19 protein-coding genes are annotated in these 18,214 nt (G+C 49.9%); 14 read left to right on the top strand and 5 right to left on the bottom strand.

The window, feature by feature from the left end:
- Positions 1–267: 267 nt before the first annotated feature.
- Positions 268–666, top strand: coding sequence for a helix-turn-helix transcriptional regulator (locus Pan241w_RS17715; protein WP_145218416.1), 399 nt, complete (start codon positions 268–270; stop codon positions 664–666).
- Between the two features lie 38 nt (positions 667–704).
- On the opposite strand, the gene Pan241w_RS17710 is transcribed toward Pan241w_RS17715, so the two are convergent.
- Together Pan241w_RS17710 and Pan241w_RS17705 are read right to left on the bottom strand one after the other, a co-directional pair.
- The gene (locus Pan241w_RS17710; RefSeq protein WP_232107182.1) at positions 705–2,093 is read right to left on the bottom strand and encodes a DUF1501 domain-containing protein; all 1,389 of its coding nucleotides are present in this window, start codon (positions 2,091–2,093) and stop codon (positions 705–707) included.
- Between the two features lie 169 nt (positions 2,094–2,262).
- Positions 2,263–3,468, bottom strand: a complete 1,206-nt coding sequence (locus Pan241w_RS17705; protein ID WP_145218414.1) for a hypothetical protein — start codon at positions 3,466–3,468, stop codon at positions 2,263–2,265.
- Positions 3,469–3,901: 433 nt separating this feature from the next.
- Here Pan241w_RS17705 and Pan241w_RS17700 point away from each other — a divergent pair, with 433 nt between their 5' ends.
- From Pan241w_RS17700 to Pan241w_RS17685, 4 genes are all read left to right on the top strand, one after another.
- Complete coding sequence (locus Pan241w_RS17700; protein WP_145218412.1) at positions 3,902–5,659, top strand: hypothetical protein; 1,758 nt, start codon at positions 3,902–3,904, stop codon at positions 5,657–5,659.
- Between the two features lie 539 nt (positions 5,660–6,198).
- Positions 6,199–6,756, top strand: a complete 558-nt coding sequence (locus Pan241w_RS17695; RefSeq protein ID WP_145218410.1) for a hypothetical protein — start codon at positions 6,199–6,201, stop codon at positions 6,754–6,756.
- A gap of 81 nt (positions 6,757–6,837) precedes the next feature.
- Positions 6,838–7,395 (top strand): hypothetical protein, encoded by a 558-nt coding sequence (locus tag Pan241w_RS17690; RefSeq protein ID WP_145218408.1) that lies wholly within the window; start codon positions 6,838–6,840, stop codon positions 7,393–7,395.
- Positions 7,396–7,523: 128 nt separating this feature from the next.
- Positions 7,524–8,054, top strand: a complete 531-nt coding sequence (locus tag Pan241w_RS17685; RefSeq protein WP_145218406.1) for a hypothetical protein — start codon at positions 7,524–7,526, stop codon at positions 8,052–8,054.
- Between the two features lie 351 nt (positions 8,055–8,405).
- On the opposite strand, the gene Pan241w_RS17680 is transcribed toward Pan241w_RS17685, so the two are convergent.
- Entirely contained in the window at positions 8,406–8,738 is a 333-nt protein-coding gene (locus tag Pan241w_RS17680; protein ID WP_145218404.1) for a hypothetical protein, read from the bottom strand.
- 298 nt (positions 8,739–9,036) lie between these two features.
- Between Pan241w_RS17680 and Pan241w_RS17675 the strand changes: the two genes are divergently transcribed.
- The 8 genes from Pan241w_RS17675 to Pan241w_RS17640 all read left to right on the top strand — a co-directional run bounded on the left by Pan241w_RS17675 (position 9,037) and on the right by Pan241w_RS17640 (position 15,177).
- Positions 9,037–10,575 (top strand): sulfatase family protein, encoded by a 1,539-nt coding sequence (locus Pan241w_RS17675; RefSeq protein ID WP_145218402.1) that lies wholly within the window; start codon positions 9,037–9,039, stop codon positions 10,573–10,575.
- Between the two features lie 102 nt (positions 10,576–10,677).
- Positions 10,678–11,490, top strand: coding sequence for a hypothetical protein (locus tag Pan241w_RS17670; RefSeq protein ID WP_145218400.1), 813 nt, complete (start codon positions 10,678–10,680; stop codon positions 11,488–11,490).
- Between the two features lie 147 nt (positions 11,491–11,637).
- On the top strand, positions 11,638–12,228 hold the full coding sequence (locus Pan241w_RS17665) for an SMI1/KNR4 family protein (RefSeq protein ID WP_145218398.1): 591 nt from the start codon (positions 11,638–11,640) through the stop codon (positions 12,226–12,228).
- Between the two features lie 165 nt (positions 12,229–12,393).
- Complete coding sequence (locus Pan241w_RS17660; RefSeq protein WP_145218396.1) at positions 12,394–12,831, top strand: VOC family protein; 438 nt, start codon at positions 12,394–12,396, stop codon at positions 12,829–12,831.
- 316 nt (positions 12,832–13,147) lie between these two features.
- Entirely contained in the window at positions 13,148–13,393 is a 246-nt protein-coding gene (locus tag Pan241w_RS17655) for a LexA family protein (RefSeq protein ID WP_145218394.1), read from the top strand.
- 371 nt (positions 13,394–13,764) lie between these two features.
- Entirely contained in the window at positions 13,765–14,253 is a 489-nt protein-coding gene (locus Pan241w_RS17650; RefSeq protein ID WP_145218393.1) for a GNAT family N-acetyltransferase, read from the top strand.
- Between the two features lie 57 nt (positions 14,254–14,310).
- Positions 14,311–14,679, top strand: coding sequence for a hypothetical protein (locus tag Pan241w_RS17645; RefSeq protein ID WP_145218391.1), 369 nt, complete (start codon positions 14,311–14,313; stop codon positions 14,677–14,679).
- Between the two features lie 84 nt (positions 14,680–14,763).
- Positions 14,764–15,177: a hypothetical protein gene (locus Pan241w_RS17640; protein WP_232107181.1), complete on the top strand. Its 414-nt coding sequence runs from the start codon at positions 14,764–14,766 to the stop codon at positions 15,175–15,177.
- Between the two features lie 445 nt (positions 15,178–15,622).
- On the opposite strand, the gene Pan241w_RS17635 is transcribed toward Pan241w_RS17640, so the two are convergent.
- Positions 15,623–16,477, bottom strand: coding sequence for a DUF3472 domain-containing protein (locus tag Pan241w_RS17635; RefSeq protein WP_145218389.1), 855 nt, complete (start codon positions 16,475–16,477; stop codon positions 15,623–15,625).
- A 127-nt stretch (positions 16,478–16,604) separates the two neighbouring features.
- On the bottom strand, positions 16,605–17,315 hold the full coding sequence (locus Pan241w_RS17630) for an SIR2 family NAD-dependent protein deacylase (RefSeq protein ID WP_390621023.1): 711 nt from the start codon (positions 17,313–17,315) through the stop codon (positions 16,605–16,607).
- A 444-nt stretch (positions 17,316–17,759) separates the two neighbouring features.
- On the opposite strand from Pan241w_RS17630, the gene Pan241w_RS17625 reads away from it, so the two are divergent.
- Positions 17,760–18,134, top strand: coding sequence for a PilZ domain-containing protein (locus tag Pan241w_RS17625; RefSeq protein ID WP_145218387.1), 375 nt, complete (start codon positions 17,760–17,762; stop codon positions 18,132–18,134).
- Positions 18,135–18,214: the final 80 nt, after the last annotated feature.

Raw genomic sequence — 18,214 nt, 5'->3', positions numbered from 1 at the left:
TGTATTTAATAACGCGTATAATGATACACGAATTATATGTCGTCAATAGTTTTTCGTCATTTATTTTGAAATTCTTGAGGTCGCTTCCAGGAATGTGCGCGGAAGGAACCTGAATCGTAGCGTTTGAGAGGCGTAATTATTTTCGTGAATTTGATTTCATCTCAGGATCGGATACACTATAAAGGACTAAGATGCTCTTTTGCTCTAAATGCATTGATAGTATGAAGTAAGGCACGTGCCTTGCTTTTCGGGACGGGTAACAAATCGATGAAAAAAGCGTCAAAAAACAAACGCGGGAGTGGTTCCGACAGAGTCAGAGCCGGAAAACAGCAAGGGAAAGACGCGATGCGCGACGCGAAATCAGAAACAGCTGTCAGTCCTGCGACGGATTCCGGAAACCGTTGGACCTTCCTGACCAATCATGCACACGTTCTAATCGTGTTGCATCGCGAACCCTCGATTGTGTTGCGGGAAGTCGCTTTAAAAGTCGGCATAACAGAGCGTGCCGTCCAGCGGATCATCCAGGACCTGGAAGAAGAGGGGTTCGTTAAACGAGAGAAAATCGGTCGTCGGAACCACTACGAAGTCCTGACTGAGCAGCCGTTGCGGCATCCGATCGAAAAGCACAAATCGATTGGTGACCTGTTGAATCTGGTTTCGGAATAAGTGCTTGGGGGCTCTGAACTCTACTGATCCCGAGCCGGTTATCCAAACAATTCCATGATCGGCTTGCCCGTTGTCAGGGTACGTAAGAGCCCCGTGGGGTCTTGCGGATTACTGATCGGGATGTCCAGAGCGTGGTAGATTGTCGCTGCCAGTTCTTCGGGGCGGACGGGGTTGTGCGTGGGATATTGACCGTACTTGTTGGATTTGCCGTATACGTTCCCCCCTTTAATGCCGGCTCCCGCCAGAATGGATGAGAAACAGCGCGGCCAGTGCTGACGACCCGGCGGGTCTTGCTTGAGCACGTTGGGGGTGCGGCCGAATTCGCCGGTGACCACAACAAGTGTGTTGTCCAACATGCCGCGGTCCTTCAGGTCGGAGAGCAGGGCGGCCAGCGCCTGATCCAGGCGCGGCAGGCAGAATCCCATGCCGTAAGAACCGTTACCGAAGGCATTGCCCATCCCCATGTTGCCGCCGTGCATGTCCCAGCTGCTGCTCGGAGGGCCTTTCTTATCGTACTCTGCCTGTCCGGTCCAGCCGTTGACGGTCACAAACCGGACGCCCGATTCCACCATCCGCCTTGCTAAAAGCAGATTCTGACCGAGCGGATGCATGCCATATTTTTCGCGAACTTTAACCGGCTCTTCCTCCATGTTAAACGCTCTGCGCCCTTCGGCGCGCGTTAACGCTTCGTAGGTCTTCTCGCGCAGGTCCGACCAGTCTTTCATATTCTGGTTCTGGTCCAGACGTTTGGATTCCAGGTGACGCAGAACTGATTTGCGTTGTTCGAGTCGCTGCTCGTCATAAGGGGCATAAATTTCGGGCGGCTTGAAGTCTTTCATCGCGGGATGGTTGTTTGCCGCACCGACAAACACGGGAGCAAATGCCGAACCCAGGTAACCGCCAATTCCAATATTGGGCGCACAAAACACAGGTGGACCCACGCATTTGATCAGCCAGGCATTGGAGACGAAGTTGCGTTTGCTCGGCCTTATTTTGGAGACGATGGAACCGAGGTACGGTTGCTCGTTCGCCATGCCCTGTTGCACGCGTTTATTTGACTGGCCGCTAAGCAGATTGTGCATCGCATCGAAGTGATTGCTGATCGCGCCCGGATGCGACATCGAATTGATGAGCGTGAACTCGTCGGTCAGCTTGGCCAGCTTGGTATGCATCTCATTGATCCGCATGCCCGGCACTTTGGTGGCAATCGGCATGTAGGGCCCGCGGTATTCCAGCGGCGCTTCCGGCTTCATATCCCAGGTATCCAGGTGGCTCGGCCCGCCACACAGCAGGACAAAGATGCAAGACTTCTCCGCACGGACTGCGTTGCCCGAGGCGTCTACTTTGTCGCTCCCCATCACCACGCCCGGCATGCCAAGACTGAGAGTACCCAGGCCGCTCGCAATAAGGGCCTGCCTGCGGTTCATTTCCAATTCGTTCATGCGCAATCTCACTGAAAATCGTATAAACCTAATTTGATGTGTGGATTATACCATTTTCTACAGAGTTGCAACACTATTTTCCCTGTTCCGACAGAGATTGTCAGGAACTGAGATCGTTTGAGAATATAGGGGAGCTAATCTTTTTATTGATCCTCTAATTATTATCGTGAAGATGCAGCTTTGGTTCATTGTCTCCTGTAATCCGAATCAAGCGGTCCGGGTTCTGGTACTGGGCGACAAGGTACCTGGTCAGATCGACTTGCATCTCTCTCATCGTAGCCAGGTAACGACTTTGTTCTTCATTCGTTGCCCGCTGATGTTCAAGTTCAATCTGATTGACGCGGCGTTTTGTCTCTTCCTCGGCGATGTCTAATTCCTCCTGTTGATGAATCTGCTCATCATGTTCCAGTCGCTGCAGGTGAATGTTATGCGTGGTTTGTTGCGCTTCCATCTCCTGCCGTTTTTCTGCGCGGATGGCTTCTCGTGCCAGTTGCACATCGGCCAGTTCCTGGGCTTGAATTTCCGTCTCGGCATCCAGCTTCAGTCGGGTCCGGGCTTCGATCGCGCTATCGTGCATCGACTGCAGTGTCTCTCCAGCCGTGTAACCGCGGTACACGACTTTATTGATCTGATAGCCGATCCGTTGTGCTCTGGTCAGCAGATTCCGATAGGACTCCAGTTCGTTCAGGTTCTCAGTATCCTGCTTGAAGACTTCAAAGGAACGGGCACCCACAAAATCAACCACATCGGCAGTCACCGCATTGATAAAGTCGGCAATAGGGTCATGGGTCTGATCCAGCATCGTTTCGATGTCGGCCAGTTCGAAAAAGATCATCAGTTTGACCGTTAACAACGCATCATCGGACGTCCGAACATCGTCGACCAGGTAATACGTCTGATCTGGAATCACCCTCAATTTGTGAAACTTTAACGCTCGTGGCACTTTGTGAGACGGATACTCCGGATCTGCGCCGTGCCAGCGAAAATCATGCAGCCACTCGTTTTCAGAGGGAACGAATAACATCGGCCCCCGTTCCACGCGTCGCTGAACTTCACTTCCGTTACGTCGATAGACCACGATCGCTTCGTGAGAATCGAGTTCCAGTGCGTCTTTGATGTCAATCGATAAATGATTGACCGGGTCGTACCAGGCCGAGACGGGCCCTCTCAGGTGCTCGCAGTGACCGTCAGTGAATTCGATGGAGAGGTACTGGTCGGCACCCGCGCAATACTGCCGCAGGGGTTCAATCGTCTTACGAAACAGAATCAGGCGACGGGGACCATCGACGTAAGCTACTTGTCCTTTCACATTCCAGACTGCAACACGATCACCCTGCCGAACGGTTTTAATGGTAATCATTGAATTTCTCCCGTTATTGAGGTGTGGTTCATCTGTCGCGCCCGCATTACAAAGTGTTAATCATACACTTATGGTAGTGTTGTGAAGACACTAAGTCAACCAGGTTTTTAGAAAAGAAGAAATATTTGTGGCCAGGGGTGGCAGCAGAGGTAAGGCGGTGTGTTCGAATGCGTGTTTCAACTCGGCTCAATGTTGGATCAATTGCAGGGGTTGCTTGATTCGCTAAGTTTTCTCTCTTAACAAAAAGTCATAGTCAGGGAGAGCCATCCTATTCAGCAACGGCGTTCCTTTTTTAAATTCTGCTGGTCCCTCAGATTTTCATATATCTATTTAGACAATTTTGCTATAATACATTTTCAATAGAAGTGAACCTGTCTTTTTATCCCCTGTTCTTGGGGTCTTATTTATTTTCATTTCTTGAGAGGAGGCTGTTATGTCTGCGTCTGCTTCTCACCGCTCGGTCTTTAGTTACCTCTACAACCACAATCCGTTCTATGTTATTAGTGCGGTATTGATGTTGTTTGCCGTGCGGTCCGCTTACGGAACCATTGAGATCGGTTCCATCAACTGTTGGATCATGATGGGAGTGCTCGCCGGGTATACCCTGTTACTGGCGGGGATTGGCGTGCTGATTGTGCGCTGGGGCAAGGTCTGGGAAGATGCCCGCTCGATTCTGCTGATCCTGCTGCTGTTGTTTCTCGGGGTTTCGGTCAGTATGGATGATCTGTTTTCCCGGATCACCCCCCAAGAGGGAATGACCCTGATGATTGCCGGCTTTCTGTTTTCGGCGATTGTCTCCGAAGCCGTCTTATGGGGGACAGGTATCCGATTCGGAGCCCGTTATCGGATTCCCTATCACCTGTTTCTGGCGTTGTTTTATTTCGCGCCCTGGTGGTGTTCGCCTGAAATGCATCCGCGGTCGGCTGCGTCACTGGAATGGACGCTGTTTCTATTCCCGGTCGCTGCTTCTGTCCTGTTTTTGTGTCTGTTGCCTGCCATACGAGGCGGCGTCAGTTATGTCAAAGGGAACGGAACGCCCTGGGGCTGGCCTCTGTTTCCCTGGATTGCCTTTGGCGTGATCGCCGCCTGCGTCAGTCTGCGCTCGTTTGCCCTGTGCCTTACCTTCGGACCGGCGGGACCGATGTGGATCAAGGCGGGAAGTGGCCCACCACTGATTTCCTTTGATACGTTATGGGGCTTCTACTTTTTGATTCCGCTCGGGTTCGTCTTACTCCTGCTGTTGCTGGAAGGAAGTCTGGTGACACGGAATAAAAAGTTTCAGCTCGGCGTGATTCGCTTTTCTCCCTTGTTACTGTTGCTGGCGATGCCGGCGGTCACGGGGCGGGTTCACCTGAATTTTCTGTTTAAAGTGACGGATTCTATTGGCTCGCCTATCTGGATCACACTCTGGTTGCTGGTGGGCTTTTATCTCTGGGCGGCAGTGCGTCGTGTGCCGGGTGCCGTCGGGGCAGGGCTGGCAGCAGTGGCGCTCCTCTCGATCGTCGGCCCCCAGACGCTAGGGACGCGAACACTCATCGATCCTACACCCTGGCCTTTGCTTCTGGATGGAGTCCTGCTGCTGGGATTGGGGCTTCGCAAACGTTCCTCGGGAATCTGCACCGCGGGTATCGTTGCGGCGACAGTGGGGATCTGGCTCGTGATTCCGGAGACGATTCTGTTTGAGTACCGCTTCACAGTCTGTTTTCATTTGTTGTGGATCGCGGCACTGGTGCTGGGACTGACGATGAAGGATCCATTCAGCCGGGTTTTGCAATGTGCAAGTGCGCTGTTGATTCCGCTGGTCTCGGTGGTTGTGATCTGGAGTACGCGTGCGGTCGAAATTCCGTTCATCTGGCGGCTTTCTTACGTTGCGTCCTGGGCCGTCGGCTGTCTGTTAATCGCCCGCATCTGGTCCCTGCGCTGGTTCTGGTATTCCTTTACGGGTACGACGAGCATCTTAGTTTATACCAGTGCGGCGTACGGATTCCGGCTGGCGACCAAAGTCCTCAGCCCCGCGGCGGTGACCGCCTTTGTCTGGTCGGTGGCCGCACTCCTGATCGCCTTCCTGATCAGCGCCCACAAAGCCCGCTGGCTGCCGGAGTATGCCTGGTTATTACCCCGAAAAGAGACGCCGCCGGAAACAGATTTACTGCCGCCTGTAGCGGAGGAGTCTTCTGGAGAAGAGGAGTGATGTAAGTCCGAAGTGTTCAAATCAAGGGGCAGGTCTGGATGATCCCAGGCCTGCCCTCGATGATATTTCTGGGAAATGCGTTATGAGCTACATTCTTGACTCGATGTTTGTTTTGACATCTTGGTTTTTCCTGTATATGGCGTATTGCCAGCTTAAAGATTTAAAAAGCAATGAGTTTTGGCCTCTCCTATCTCGGTCAATATTATGTAGTAGTTTTGTCATCTCCCTTCTGCTTGTTCCCTGGTTTATCATTGAGGATTATGATCAAACTTTTCATCATCAATCCGTTGAGAGTATCATATTGACATACATAGGGGTATTTATCTTGTTCGAGTTTTTGTTTGTTACTTTCTTTGTTGTATCAAAAGAAAGTAAAACATAGTTTTGTCTTTGATGACCAAAACAAAGTTGGAGATTTACACGTGCGTTGTTGGGTAGTGTTATCGCTTTTGATTTTTGCAAATCTCAGTTGCAATTCTGAGCCAGGCACTAGCATTGCTGAGGGTAATCGGCCTCCCAACTCGACCGAAGAGGATTTCTTGTCTACCCGTTCTCCATCCAGCGAAGGAGAAGATTCCTCTCTCAAGAGTGCTGACGAAGTCATAGACCTGATTGAATCATCGACGAATGAGGAGACCGAAAAGCTACCGCCACCAATTCCCTTTGACCCACCACTGACGGCTATGGAAATCAATGGCATTCTCCAGCAATGTCTGGAACAGATTTTGACCTCCGCCGACTTCAAGAGACAGAGAGAATTCTATGGCACACCAGGCAGCAAGGACGTTCAGCTTGTGAACAGCAGTAAAACACCCTGGCCTGCGAACTTTCATCCGAAAGTGAAAGGCTACGATCTCCGTTTTGCGAAATCAAATTCCGTTGATTTGGACGGTAATCGGATACTGGGGATTCGACTCGATAAATTGGACGTTGTTGCACCGAATGCCGGTTTATTCGATGGGAATATCGTGCTTGCTTTGTCGAATGTGGGGGGGACGAAAAATGGGGCCGTGAATGGCGGTTGCTTCCTTAATTTTACTGTGCATCGTCAAGGTGATAACTATGTTGCAGCATTCTCCAGTTCGTTTGATCCGTAATACTGCGAGAGTTTTGTTATTTCCGTCATAAAGGATGTTGAGGGAACTGGTCTGGAGAAAATTGGAACTGTTTCCTGTTGTATGATTATGCTCAAGCAGCAATGTGAGCAATGCAATACCCCTTACGGCGATCTTCATCGCGCTGGCGAGGATCGTCTGTTTGCCTGCAAAGATTGCGGGCGCGAGGCGTGTGAGCGGTGTGTCGAACATGAACCTTCAGGACCACAGACCTGGTTTCTTCGCTGCTCCCATTGTCGTGGATATTCGCTCGAACAACGGAATCTGTCAGAACGCTTCAGTAGCTATTCCAGCCTGTCTGAACTCAAAGAATCACGGTATGCGATAGCGATGTTATTTGTGCCAAAGTCTGTGTACTCCAAACGGAATGAAACACTGATTCGAGAAGCAATTCCCGGACTGCAAGAGTTCAATCCATCCTTCTTCCTGCTAAACGAAAACGAGACTTCCATACGCAATGCAATCTCGGGCTGGTTCCCGTCAATCGGCAACCCGAGAGAAGCAACCGGCAATGGTGCTGTGATTTGGTTTAACGCTGGTCAACCGGTCTCTATATTGCACGGCGGACCCTACTTGACAGAGCTTGAAATTCTCGAACGTTCGCGAACCGACTGGTTCTGATGGATATAAAGGGGACTTGTCTCAAAAACTCTGGACCTGACCGTTTTGATATGATTCGACAGTATAAAGCATTCAGTTTGTGTCATCTTGGATGAATATTTATGCTACCAATGGAATAAAGGCATGAAATGATGTGGATAAAAGCATGTTGTTATCTGGTTGTTATTTCGATCGGCTTCTATGCCAATCCGCAGAATTCGCATAGGGAGTATACACAAGAAGAAAAAGCTGTTTTGTCTGAACTATGCGGTACAGTGTCTCTGGATATGATTAAGTCGGACGAAGTCAAAAAAGAGGAGCTCTGTTTTTTTTCGCATGGTCTCAAGAATGACAAGTTTGTACCGTTTAAAAAAAGCATCCTCAAACACCTGACGAAGCAAGGAGTAAAAGCATACCCATCGTCAGCAATGGACATGTCCCGCATCTGGGAGACAGATAAAACTGGCAAAAAACGAAAAAAGCAGGAAACTGCATATGTGCTAGATGGGACAAGCCTGGAGGGCAGACTCTACGTCATCAAATTTAAGAGCTTTGATGAAAACACAGCCAGTTTCACTGCCTATCGATTAAAGGGAAGCGACATGTTTGAGCGTCGTTATAAACTGAAGAAAACCGGCAATTCCTGGGGAATTCAGTCAAAGGTCCCGGTAATATATTAAAAAATGTTTTTTTGGGGTATTGGGGGGGCTTGTCTTGATAAACCTGGACCTGACTTCCTCTGGTATATTTTCGTGATTTGTGACGGGACGGCGTATGAATCTTTATCTCAAAAATATTTTCTTGCTTCTTTTTATGATAGTGGGGGCAGCCCTGTTAACGACCCTTTATAGCGGGTTCGCGATCTGGCAGTATTTTGATTCGCAAGCACGATTCAATTTCGCAGTCAGCTTTACCATCGTGACTAATCTGTTGATTTTAGCGAAACATCGTTCCGAGAGATTTCGAAGTAGTCCAAAGGATCATTCAGAATCTCGTAAAAAGAAGATTGAGTAGAAAAAGAAACCCGTCGCTTAATCTTCCTGTTCCACTTGAATACCTCCGTTCCAGAAATGTCCTGGCTCTTTAGACCAGTCGACAGCATGCAGATCAACCGCGAGTTGCATGAATCGGTCGCGCGAAATCTCTTGCCATTCGTGGACACATTCTTTTCTCTGGTCACTGGAAAACTTCTTGAACGGTCCTTTTTCGTAAATGCCTCCTTGAAGGCTTTCGCACTTTTCACAGAAATGGTAAGCCTGGACGACATATCCGTCACGTTCGGGCGGGCGATCTAATTTTGAAACACAAGACGAAACCAGCGTGACGCAGACCACTACGGATAACACGGATTTGCAGAGTTTCATAACGTAGCCTTACGAGAGGGTTATTCACCCAACGGTTTTGTATCCAACTTCGTGCTGCGAAATCTCGAAACCATTTGTGAGAGCAGTACATTTCATATTTTCGAGATTGTCTACGAGTTGGGATAAATTGACAAGATGGAAATAGGGCGTTGGCTGAATATCAAACTTTCCAAGAGATATATCAATCTATGGTCAATTAGGTCTATCTGTTCCAATCGGTCTGCTCATCGTGTAGTTTATAAATAGAACTTAGAAACGCATCCCGCCCTGCCAGAGAAGACCTGCTGAGGAAAATACCATGCGAAAACTCTTGCTGATCCTGATCTGCTGCTTGCTCCTGACGCCACTATCAGAGCTTTCTGCAGCAACAGAGAAACCGAGCCGGCCCAACGTTGTGATCATCCTCGCTGACGACATGGGCTACGGTGATGTGACTGCGCTCAACAAAGACAGTCGTATTCCGACGCCGCATCTGGATCAGCTGGCGCGGCAGAGTCTGGTGTTTACTGATGCCCATGCCGCAGGTTCGTATTGTGTGCCTTCCCGCTACGGTTTGCTCACCGGTCGTTATATGTGGCGGACCCGGTTGGGGTCGGGGGGTAACCTCGCGAACTTCGCCGGCACGCTGATTGAACCGGGACGCAAGACGATCGCGGACTTGCTTGAAACAGCCGGCTATCAGACCGCGCTGGTCGGAAAATGGCATCAGGGGCTCGACTGGAAGCTGCACGATGAAAGCGAACGGGAACAGATTCGCGTCGATCCCAATTACCAGAATTTCCAGAACATCGACTTCGCTTCTTCTGCGCTAAAAGGGCCGAAAGATTATGGGTTCGCCTACTCCTTCGGCACCGCCGGTTCCGCGGAGATGAACCCGGCCGCGTTCATCGAGAACAATCGCGTGACCGTGATTCCCACGCTCACTTCTGCGCAGGCAAAGAAAAAGCACGGCGAATGGTTTGGCCGGGATGATAACATCGTCGCCGAGGGCTACACGATGGATCGTCTCGTTCCGACACTTTCGAACAAGGCCTGTGAATTCGTCGAATCTGCGGCCCGCAAGCACCCCGATCAGCCGTTCTTTTTGTATTACGCGATGACCACACCGCACAATCCGATTGTGCCCAACAAACCATTCATCGGTAAAAGCCGCGCCGGCACGTATGGCGATTTCGTCGTCGAACTCGATCACCACGTCGGCCGGCTACTCAAGAAACTCGACGAACTCGGCATCGCAGAGAACACACTGGTGATCTTCACCAGCGACAATGGCCCCGTTGATCGGACCAAGGGCTATCGACAACGTTGGGTCCGCGGCGATACACAAATCTACGGTCACGACAGCAACGGCCCCTGTACTGGCTGGAAGGGGGGCCTCGAAGAAGGGGGGCACCGTGTGCCCTTTCTCGTTCGCTGGCCGAAAACAATCAAGGCGGGCGAACAGTGTTCGACTACGATTGTCTTCAACGATGTCCTACCCACACTGGCCGAGCTGTTAAACGTCCCGCTGGACGACAACACCGCAGAAGATGGGGAGAGTTTCTATCAGGCATTGACGGGCGCATCGCGGCCCGTTTCGTTTCACAAAGCGATCGTCCACAATCACCACAACGGCACCTTCGCGCTCCGCCAGGGACCATTCAAGCTGACCGTTCGCGGCCCGAAAACCATTGCTGAGGTTCTGAATGACAGTGTCCCCGTGACATACAAATTGTACAACCTGGATCAGGACATCGAAGAAACGACGGACGTTTCCGGTAAGCATCCACAGCAGATCAAAGAAATGCATGCCTTGCTCAAACAATACGTGAAGGAAGGTCGCAGCAACGGCGGGTGACCTTCTTTCTTATAAGTTTGTTTGAATGTATGCTGCAAATTGCGATAATATCAGTTTTAAGAAAAACGGTTTGATCAAATTAGAATCTGATTGGAATAGCGGATGATGCACGACGAAGCATACCTGATGTCAAGGCGCGCCTCCATTGCGATTGCAGCTGGTACTTTATATATGGGATTTCGTTACTTTTATAATATGAGCAAGTCTGGTGAAGAGAATCAAACGTCGAGATTTGAAGCGCCGCCGGAATCAGTCAATGGGTGCCAATTGATGATGGAACGGCTGAAGCCTTTACTACCCTGCATGGAGTGCTGCGGGCCAGATTATCCTCGAGACGCATGGAACCACAGTTGCATTCATCCACACACGGCAGCGTATTCCTGTGGTTGTTTGTATGTTCCCGGTAATCCGAATCAGCATGACCACGACGCGAACGAAGTTGCACTTTGTGAGGCGTTGTCTCTTGAAATGGCCGCGATTCTTAAAGGTGTGTCTGTCAATCTATCGGAGGGGGCCAGCAACTTTGACCCCTTGTTTTTTACTGCGAATCGGAGTGCGCTGAAACACAAGGTCGTATCCGCGGAACTCATCCGTTCTGCTTTTAACGGTGCGATCTATCCCAGTGCAAAAATCAGCGTTGCGAAATTGGAGGAAAACTGCCCGCTTTGGGAATCATTTGTCTGGTCAGATGGTGAAATATTAGAGCCGGAATTTGAAGAAAATATTTCAAAATGGCGAATATTAATCAACTGGTTTAAAACCCAAACGCAACTGCATTCCCCCGTTTTTGTAGAAGTGGGTGATGGTAACAAACTCAGCGAGATGAATTTTGGTTGTGTGTTTCCTCGACTTGTCGTTGCCTTAACAAACACTGGTAGTCTTGTTGGTGTCTGTGCACACGCTGTTCAAACTTAACAGACCTGAGAAATCCTTGTTTCAGCGTCAGATTTGGGGTGATTATTTTTAAAGTCAAAGATTATCACATGCTTTATGATTGTAATTGGTCTATTTCGATAACGGGGGCTACTCCTTCTAGCGTCTGCTGTTTCGTAGGGTTAGCACATGAATGAATCTGAGATACGTGAATTAGAAATCGCGACGGAATGTCAGCTTCCGTCAGCCTATCGTGAGATACTGCTTCATTATCCACAACGGCTCACCACGCTTGCAGCCAAACTCGATGACGATGAACCTGCGGAGTTATTTCATTCAATGGAATCGCTATTCAGGGCGAATGTAAACGATGCTGAATACACGAAGTCGATCTTTCCTAAGTCTTTTTTTGTTATCGGCGAATCGGGATGTGGTGACTACTATGCAATTGACACAGCCAGTGCTGATGCTCCCGTCTATATGGGGGGGCCGCACGAAGGTGAGTATCCGCAAGACGCTGAGGGAAAGTCACTGCCCATTGATGAATCAATTCGAGCGTATGTAGATGACCTCATCACGCAATTTGAGGGCCATGTTGCTGATCTGGATAATGATACGGTTTATTCTCTACCCGGTAAGCTGAGACTGTATCTGAGTATCTGTTTGAGTGTGCTGCTTGCTCCTGTTGTCCTCTTGTTGATGTTGCTTTCAATCATTCTGGCAGGGCCTTTCTCGCTGTTGATGCGATTGTGGGAAAGATGCTGTCCATCGCGGGAATGACTTGGACCCATCAGCGAATTTGACAGGTAACGAACTTCATATTCTTTCTTATTCAAGGGGGGAGCCCTTTCCAGTTTGTACTCTCATCTCCTTGCCGGCTTAGCACAGGCATGCTAAATTGCAGTTTCAGAATGATTATCTCTCACCCTCTAGATGCCGAGTCATATGATGCAGCTCGATCCTTTTCACCTTGCGTTTCAAGTGCGTGACATTGCTGAAGCCCGGGCCTTTTATGGCGGCCTGCTGGGCTGCAGCGAGGGCCGGAGTGCCGAGACCTGGGTCGACTTCAATTTCTTTGGACATCAGGTGGTTTGTCACTTGAATCCGGCGATTGGTCCGGAAGGATCGGTGGCCGCACACGTCAATCCCGTCGACGGGCACGGCGTTCCCGTCCCACACTTTGGCGTGGTGCTGACGATGGATCGCTGGCAGGCTCTGGCAGATCGATTGCGTGAGAACAAGATCGAATTCGTCATCGAACCTTACATTCGCTTTGTGGGGCAACCAGGAGAGCAGGCCACGATGTTCTTTCTCGATCCCAGCGGCAACGCGCTGGAATTCAAAGCCTTTCGCGACGTTGAAGGCCAGTTGTTCGCGACGTGAGCCCACGAATGGGCAGCATTGTTGAATTACCAGTAGTGAATGAAATATGTCCTGTAAAAGTAGGGGTAGCCCTATGTGGCTACCCGTGGTATCGACGTTATTGGTGTTTTGATGTGTGGCGTTTTTTCAGTGCCTTTCCAGGAGTAATTCGAGTAGGGACGTCACGAGGCGGACCCGCAATGAGGCAAGGGCTATTCATATCATCCAAGATCCTGAAATTTGCAAACCAGTTCTCCCGATCTCTAGTCAGGCCGGGGATTCAATTGTAAATTTGTCCGGTGATACAGATTCATTGATTCTTTTAAGAGACACGATCATGAAACGATTAACGGAAAAACAAAAGCGGATTCTGAGTTTCATCCGCGTCTTCCAATTCAAAGTTGGCTGCGCGCCGACCGTACGAGAAATCGGTCAGACGTTCGGGATCAAATCGACAAACGGCGTCTCATGCCATCTCAAGGCGATCGAGGCGAAAGGCAGAATCAAACGGAATGAATTCATGCCTCGGGGCATCGAAGTTCTGGACAATCTCCGCATCCGCTTTTGTGGCGAAGTGCATTAGCAGGCGCGAGGGCGATATCAGGGGGCGGTATCAGGGTCTGACTCCTATTCGTTTTCCATAAGTGAATGAAATATGTCCTGCAAAAAGTAGGGGTAGCCCCATGTGGCTACCCGTGATGTCGATGTTGTTTGTGTTTTTGTGTACGACTTTATTTCCGATTCCATTCTGGGGCGATCTAAAAATGAACGTCGCCAGGCGGGCAGGCACACAGGCACTGCCCCTACGAAAATAATTGCTTCATCTCGTTTGACGAATTTGCTCGCGTTCCGAACCATTTTGATTTACTGATGTCAATATCACAGGTGTCCCCAGCGGCGAACTACCTGCCTGTTCTGTTAGAAATGATTCCTACTCGTTAAAGGCATTGTTTGATGAAGATCCGACCGGCGGAAGTATCTGATCTGGATGAAATTACCGTCATTTATAACGAAGCGATTTTAACGACAACGGCGACCTTTGACCTGGAGCCGCAAACGCGCGAGGAGCGGCTTGAGTGGTTCGAAAGTCATGACGAACGGTTTCCGATCCTGGTGACAGAAGTGGAGGGACATGTAGCAGGCTGGGCCTCTCTTTCCCGCTGGCGGCTCCGCCGGGCCTACGATCGTACGGCGGAAACGTCGTTTTATGTCAAAGAGGAATATCGGGGGCAAGGGATCGGACGTCAGCTGAAGCAGGCGATTATTGAAGAAGCCCGCCGTCTGGGATTTCACACGCTGATTGCGGGCGTGGCACAGGGGAGCGAAGCCAGCCTGCATTTGAATGAAAGTTTCGGCTTCGAAGTCGTGGGCACATTCAAGGAAGTCGGGAACAAATTTGGTAAAATGTTGGACGTGACCTATCTGCAGAAAATGCTGGACTGACGATATGGGCGCCGACTGTTTTAATCCCCTGGGACATGAATTTTGAAGAGATATTATATGAGTCGTCAAATTACAATCGGATATCAAGAAGCAAACAGAAAAGAAATAACCGATATTGAGATACAGGCTCCTTACTTCTTGTTTGGTACACAGCAAACAAGCAAACGTTTTTGGTCGCTTCCAGATTGGGAAAGGATAGGCATAAAACACCTCTCGGAATTGGGCGAGTCAGACCCCATCTATTTCATCGGTTGGGATATGATGGCCGACTTATCGAATGAAATCGGATTGCTTCAGGACAATCTTGATACAATCGAGTTTTATCCAGAAATCAAAGCAGAATGGCTCGCACATTTAATCTATTGCTATCATCTTCTCGTGATGACGGCGCCGCGTACCTCGATTCCAAGTCTAGGAATTGGCTAGATGGATACCTTGAAGGTCGAACGAATGTAAATGGGGTGAAATTCGAAGACTGTCCCTTGTTTAGTTTTGATGAGAAGATCATCGATGAGTCGTATTATTTTTCTGATTCGAATACTGTGGACCTCTCCGAATACACTGCTCGGTCTGCTGATCGGCAGCGTGGGCCTGTGCTTCGGCGGCCGCGCACGCCTTCGCGGTCGAGCCATCGAGTTTTATGACGGCGGCACCAGGTGGTTCCTGCACCGACTGCCGCACGGGCAATTCACCCTTGCACTGACGCTGGGTCACACGATCCTGGGGCAGACGGATGCCTCGCTGGATATTTCACGCGATCATGAAACTGTCCATATCAGGCAGTATGAGCGCTGGGGCCCCTTTTTTCTGCCGGCCTACTTTCTTTCGTCCCTCTACATGTGGTTCGTCGGCCGTCGGTTCTATCGCGATAATCCCTTCGAACGCGAAGCCTATGACGCCGACGGTGGGGAACATGATTCGTGATTCCCCACAGGCAATAGGCAAAGGTCAGAGAAAGCAGACGATTTATAAACAACAGACCTGGCTAAATCATCGTAGGGGCCGACCCATGTCTCGGCCCGCCTGATGAGGTTCAATTTATAATTCGGTTGAGAGTGGGGTTAGAGTAATCTTCGCACGCTAGCCCAGAAACGACCCTGCCACTACGGGTGGCCACATAGGGCCGCACCCTACAACAACACGAGTTGGGAATCTTTTGCTGTTATTGTACCAGCACCGTCGGACAAGCCGAGCGGTGGCACACGGCAGCTTTCTCCTGTGTTCTGTGTGGGGTATCTCGAATATAAGTAGGGGATACCTTGGTCAGATTATTTCGTGTGGTTTTGTGTTTTTCGTGGTAGAAAAAAATCTGGTGTGGCACTGTTGGCTTGCCAACAGTGAAGCAGTGATTGCCCAATCGAATTAACTTTCAGTCCAGCTTTAACTGAACCCGCCGTGTCGTGCGATCTTTCACCGGTTCGCCTACCTGAATCACCACTGATTTCGCTTTACCCTTCGCCTCCGCATAATTCGGCACCCCTGGTGGGTAGATCGCTTCGACCGATTTGACCTTCGCGGCTTTCCCGTTCACTTGCAGGTTGCCAAACGTCACGGTCAGCTTCGGAATATCAGCGACCGGCTTGCGCGGGCCGTAGACTTCGACAAAGCTGGCGATTTTGGGGGCGAGTTTCAACTGGTCCCCTTTGAACCGCAGGGCACCAATGAAAATGTTTTCATCCTTACTGTGCGAATACACGAACGCACCAACCCACGTATACGGCTTGCCGTCGATGGCCTCTTGATCCATGCGAATGATCTTGTAGGTATAGGTTCCCTTGCTCCATTGGTAGGGGCGGCGGATGCTGACAAAATCCCCCTCATGCCCGGAGCTCTGGTAGAAGCCCCCCTGCGCGGGCCGAATCGCCGCGTGACTCCGTTCGCCCCACATCGACATCAACAGGCCGGGACCGATCTTGCGGAGTTGTCTGTTATCCCGCGTGTAGCCATCCGTTTGTGTCTGGATTCCGCCATAAAAGGGCGTTTTGCTGAGATGCCCAATCCCAATCGGCGCGATATACAGCAATTTCGTCGCGGGCACATCATCGCTGATGGTGACATCCACGCTGTAACTTTCGAACGCGGTTTCCTCGCCCAGATCCCACCACAGATCGACCAGATGCCACGGCATCGGCGCGTATTGTGTTTCATCCGCTGAGAGGGGGAAACTCGTTAAGCAGGTGGCTAACAGGAACAGGCTTAGATGAATTGATTTGTTTCCGATCACGAAAGAAACCTTCCTACGCCAAGATTGTGATGATGACTGAACTTCAATGCTACTCTTAAATGTTTTATGAGATCTAATCCATGCCTCGCTTGAGAGGAACGGTAAAATGTCAAAGTCGAAGCAATGGTCATGTTACTTTTTTACCTTCCAGCCAACAATTGACAATTTGCGGCACGTGGTCTACCGCTGTGCCTTTGATCCAACGAAAACCATATGGCTTATCCTCGATATCCAGGCTCACTAATATCTTTTCCGCATGATAGTGTGCCTCGTTTAGCAAGCCAGCAGCCGGGTAGACTGTGAGTGAGGTTCCAATTACCAGAACTTTCCCAGCATTTTTTATATGCTTTGCCGATAGCTCATAGTTTTGGATTGCTTCTCCAAACCAGACGATATGAGGCCTTAGCTGAGAACCTTTCTCGCAAACATCTCCCAGCTTAATTTCGTTACCACCAATTTCATAGATCAGTGAGGGATCTGTTGTGCTGCGGGCTTTTACTAACTCCCCGTGAACATGAATCACATTTGATGATCCACCTCTTTCGTGTAAGTCATCCACATTTTGTGTGATCACGACCACATCATATTTCTTTTCTAATTCTGCAATCGCTTGATGTGCTGCGTTGGGGGATGCTGCAACGGCTGTTTTTCGACGCTCGTTATAGAAATCTAAAACCAGCTGAGGATTCGATTCCCATGCTTCTGGTGAAGCAACTTCGGTGATGGAATATCGGTTCCAAAGCCCGTTCATATCTCTGAACGTGGGCAACCCGCTCTCTGCACTGACTCCGGCGCCCGTCAGAACGACGATTTTATTGTGATCCATCGATTCAGACATCATTTTCACTTTTCAACATAACATGTAATTTACGCGCACAAACACCATATCCATTTGAGATCTGACAAGCCAGTAAGCGAAACGGTTCATTGAAATGATGTGAAAAAGTGGTTGGTATTCGGTTCGTGATTTTTCAGGCTTGCTTAGGATGATCACTCGCATTTCAGAAAATTATGGTTTTCATGGAGAACTCATGGTATCTCCCCAAACGGGGCTGGCTCAAACTGAACGCCGGGCAGTTTACCTGATCCTCACCACCAGCTCGATTGTCACCACCCGTTCAGCCGTTTCCTGATACAGTCTTGGCTGGCGTTCTCTTTGCAAAATCCAGTTGACGTTTGCCAAGCAGGACGTAACTTTCTCGTAAGGCTTATCCCTCCTCAGGGCCTGCGGGGAGTGAGGGCCGTTGATTACGGATCGTGTTGTTGATTTGAGGATGTTTGGATGCATAAAGTCATTCAAGAGACGCTGGATATTCTTGATAACTGGAGCAGTCGGCTGGAAGGGCACTGCGCTCAGAAACGGGGCGAAGAACGTACGGATTATCGTCAGCTGGTGAGTCTGTACATTCCCCGGTCAGAACTGTATGGGGGAGAGGATGATGTCCTGGAGATGATTGTCGTCACCGCTCGGAATTTATCGCGCAGCGGATTGAGCTTTATTCATTCCAAAAACCTGCGATCAGAAAACATCATTGTGGGGCTGGGGCAGGACAAGAAAGATCGGATCTATCTGAAATGCAAGATTGTCCGTCGGCGTCAGGTCCATAACGAATTGTGGGAATTCGGCGTGCAGTTTACCGGCCGTGCGATTATGTAACGAGGCGGGAATGAGTTGGAAGACAGATCAGGGGCTGATTTCTTAGATCGCTCTTAGATGGGGCAGGGGATCTTGTGATG

Origin of the sequence: Gimesia alba (genome assembly GCF_007744675.1) — a bacterium.
Lineage (GTDB): Bacteria > Planctomycetota > Planctomycetia > Planctomycetales > Planctomycetaceae > Gimesia > Gimesia alba.
Note: the sequence above shows the minus strand (reverse complement) of the source record. Positions and strands in the feature narration are given on the sequence as shown.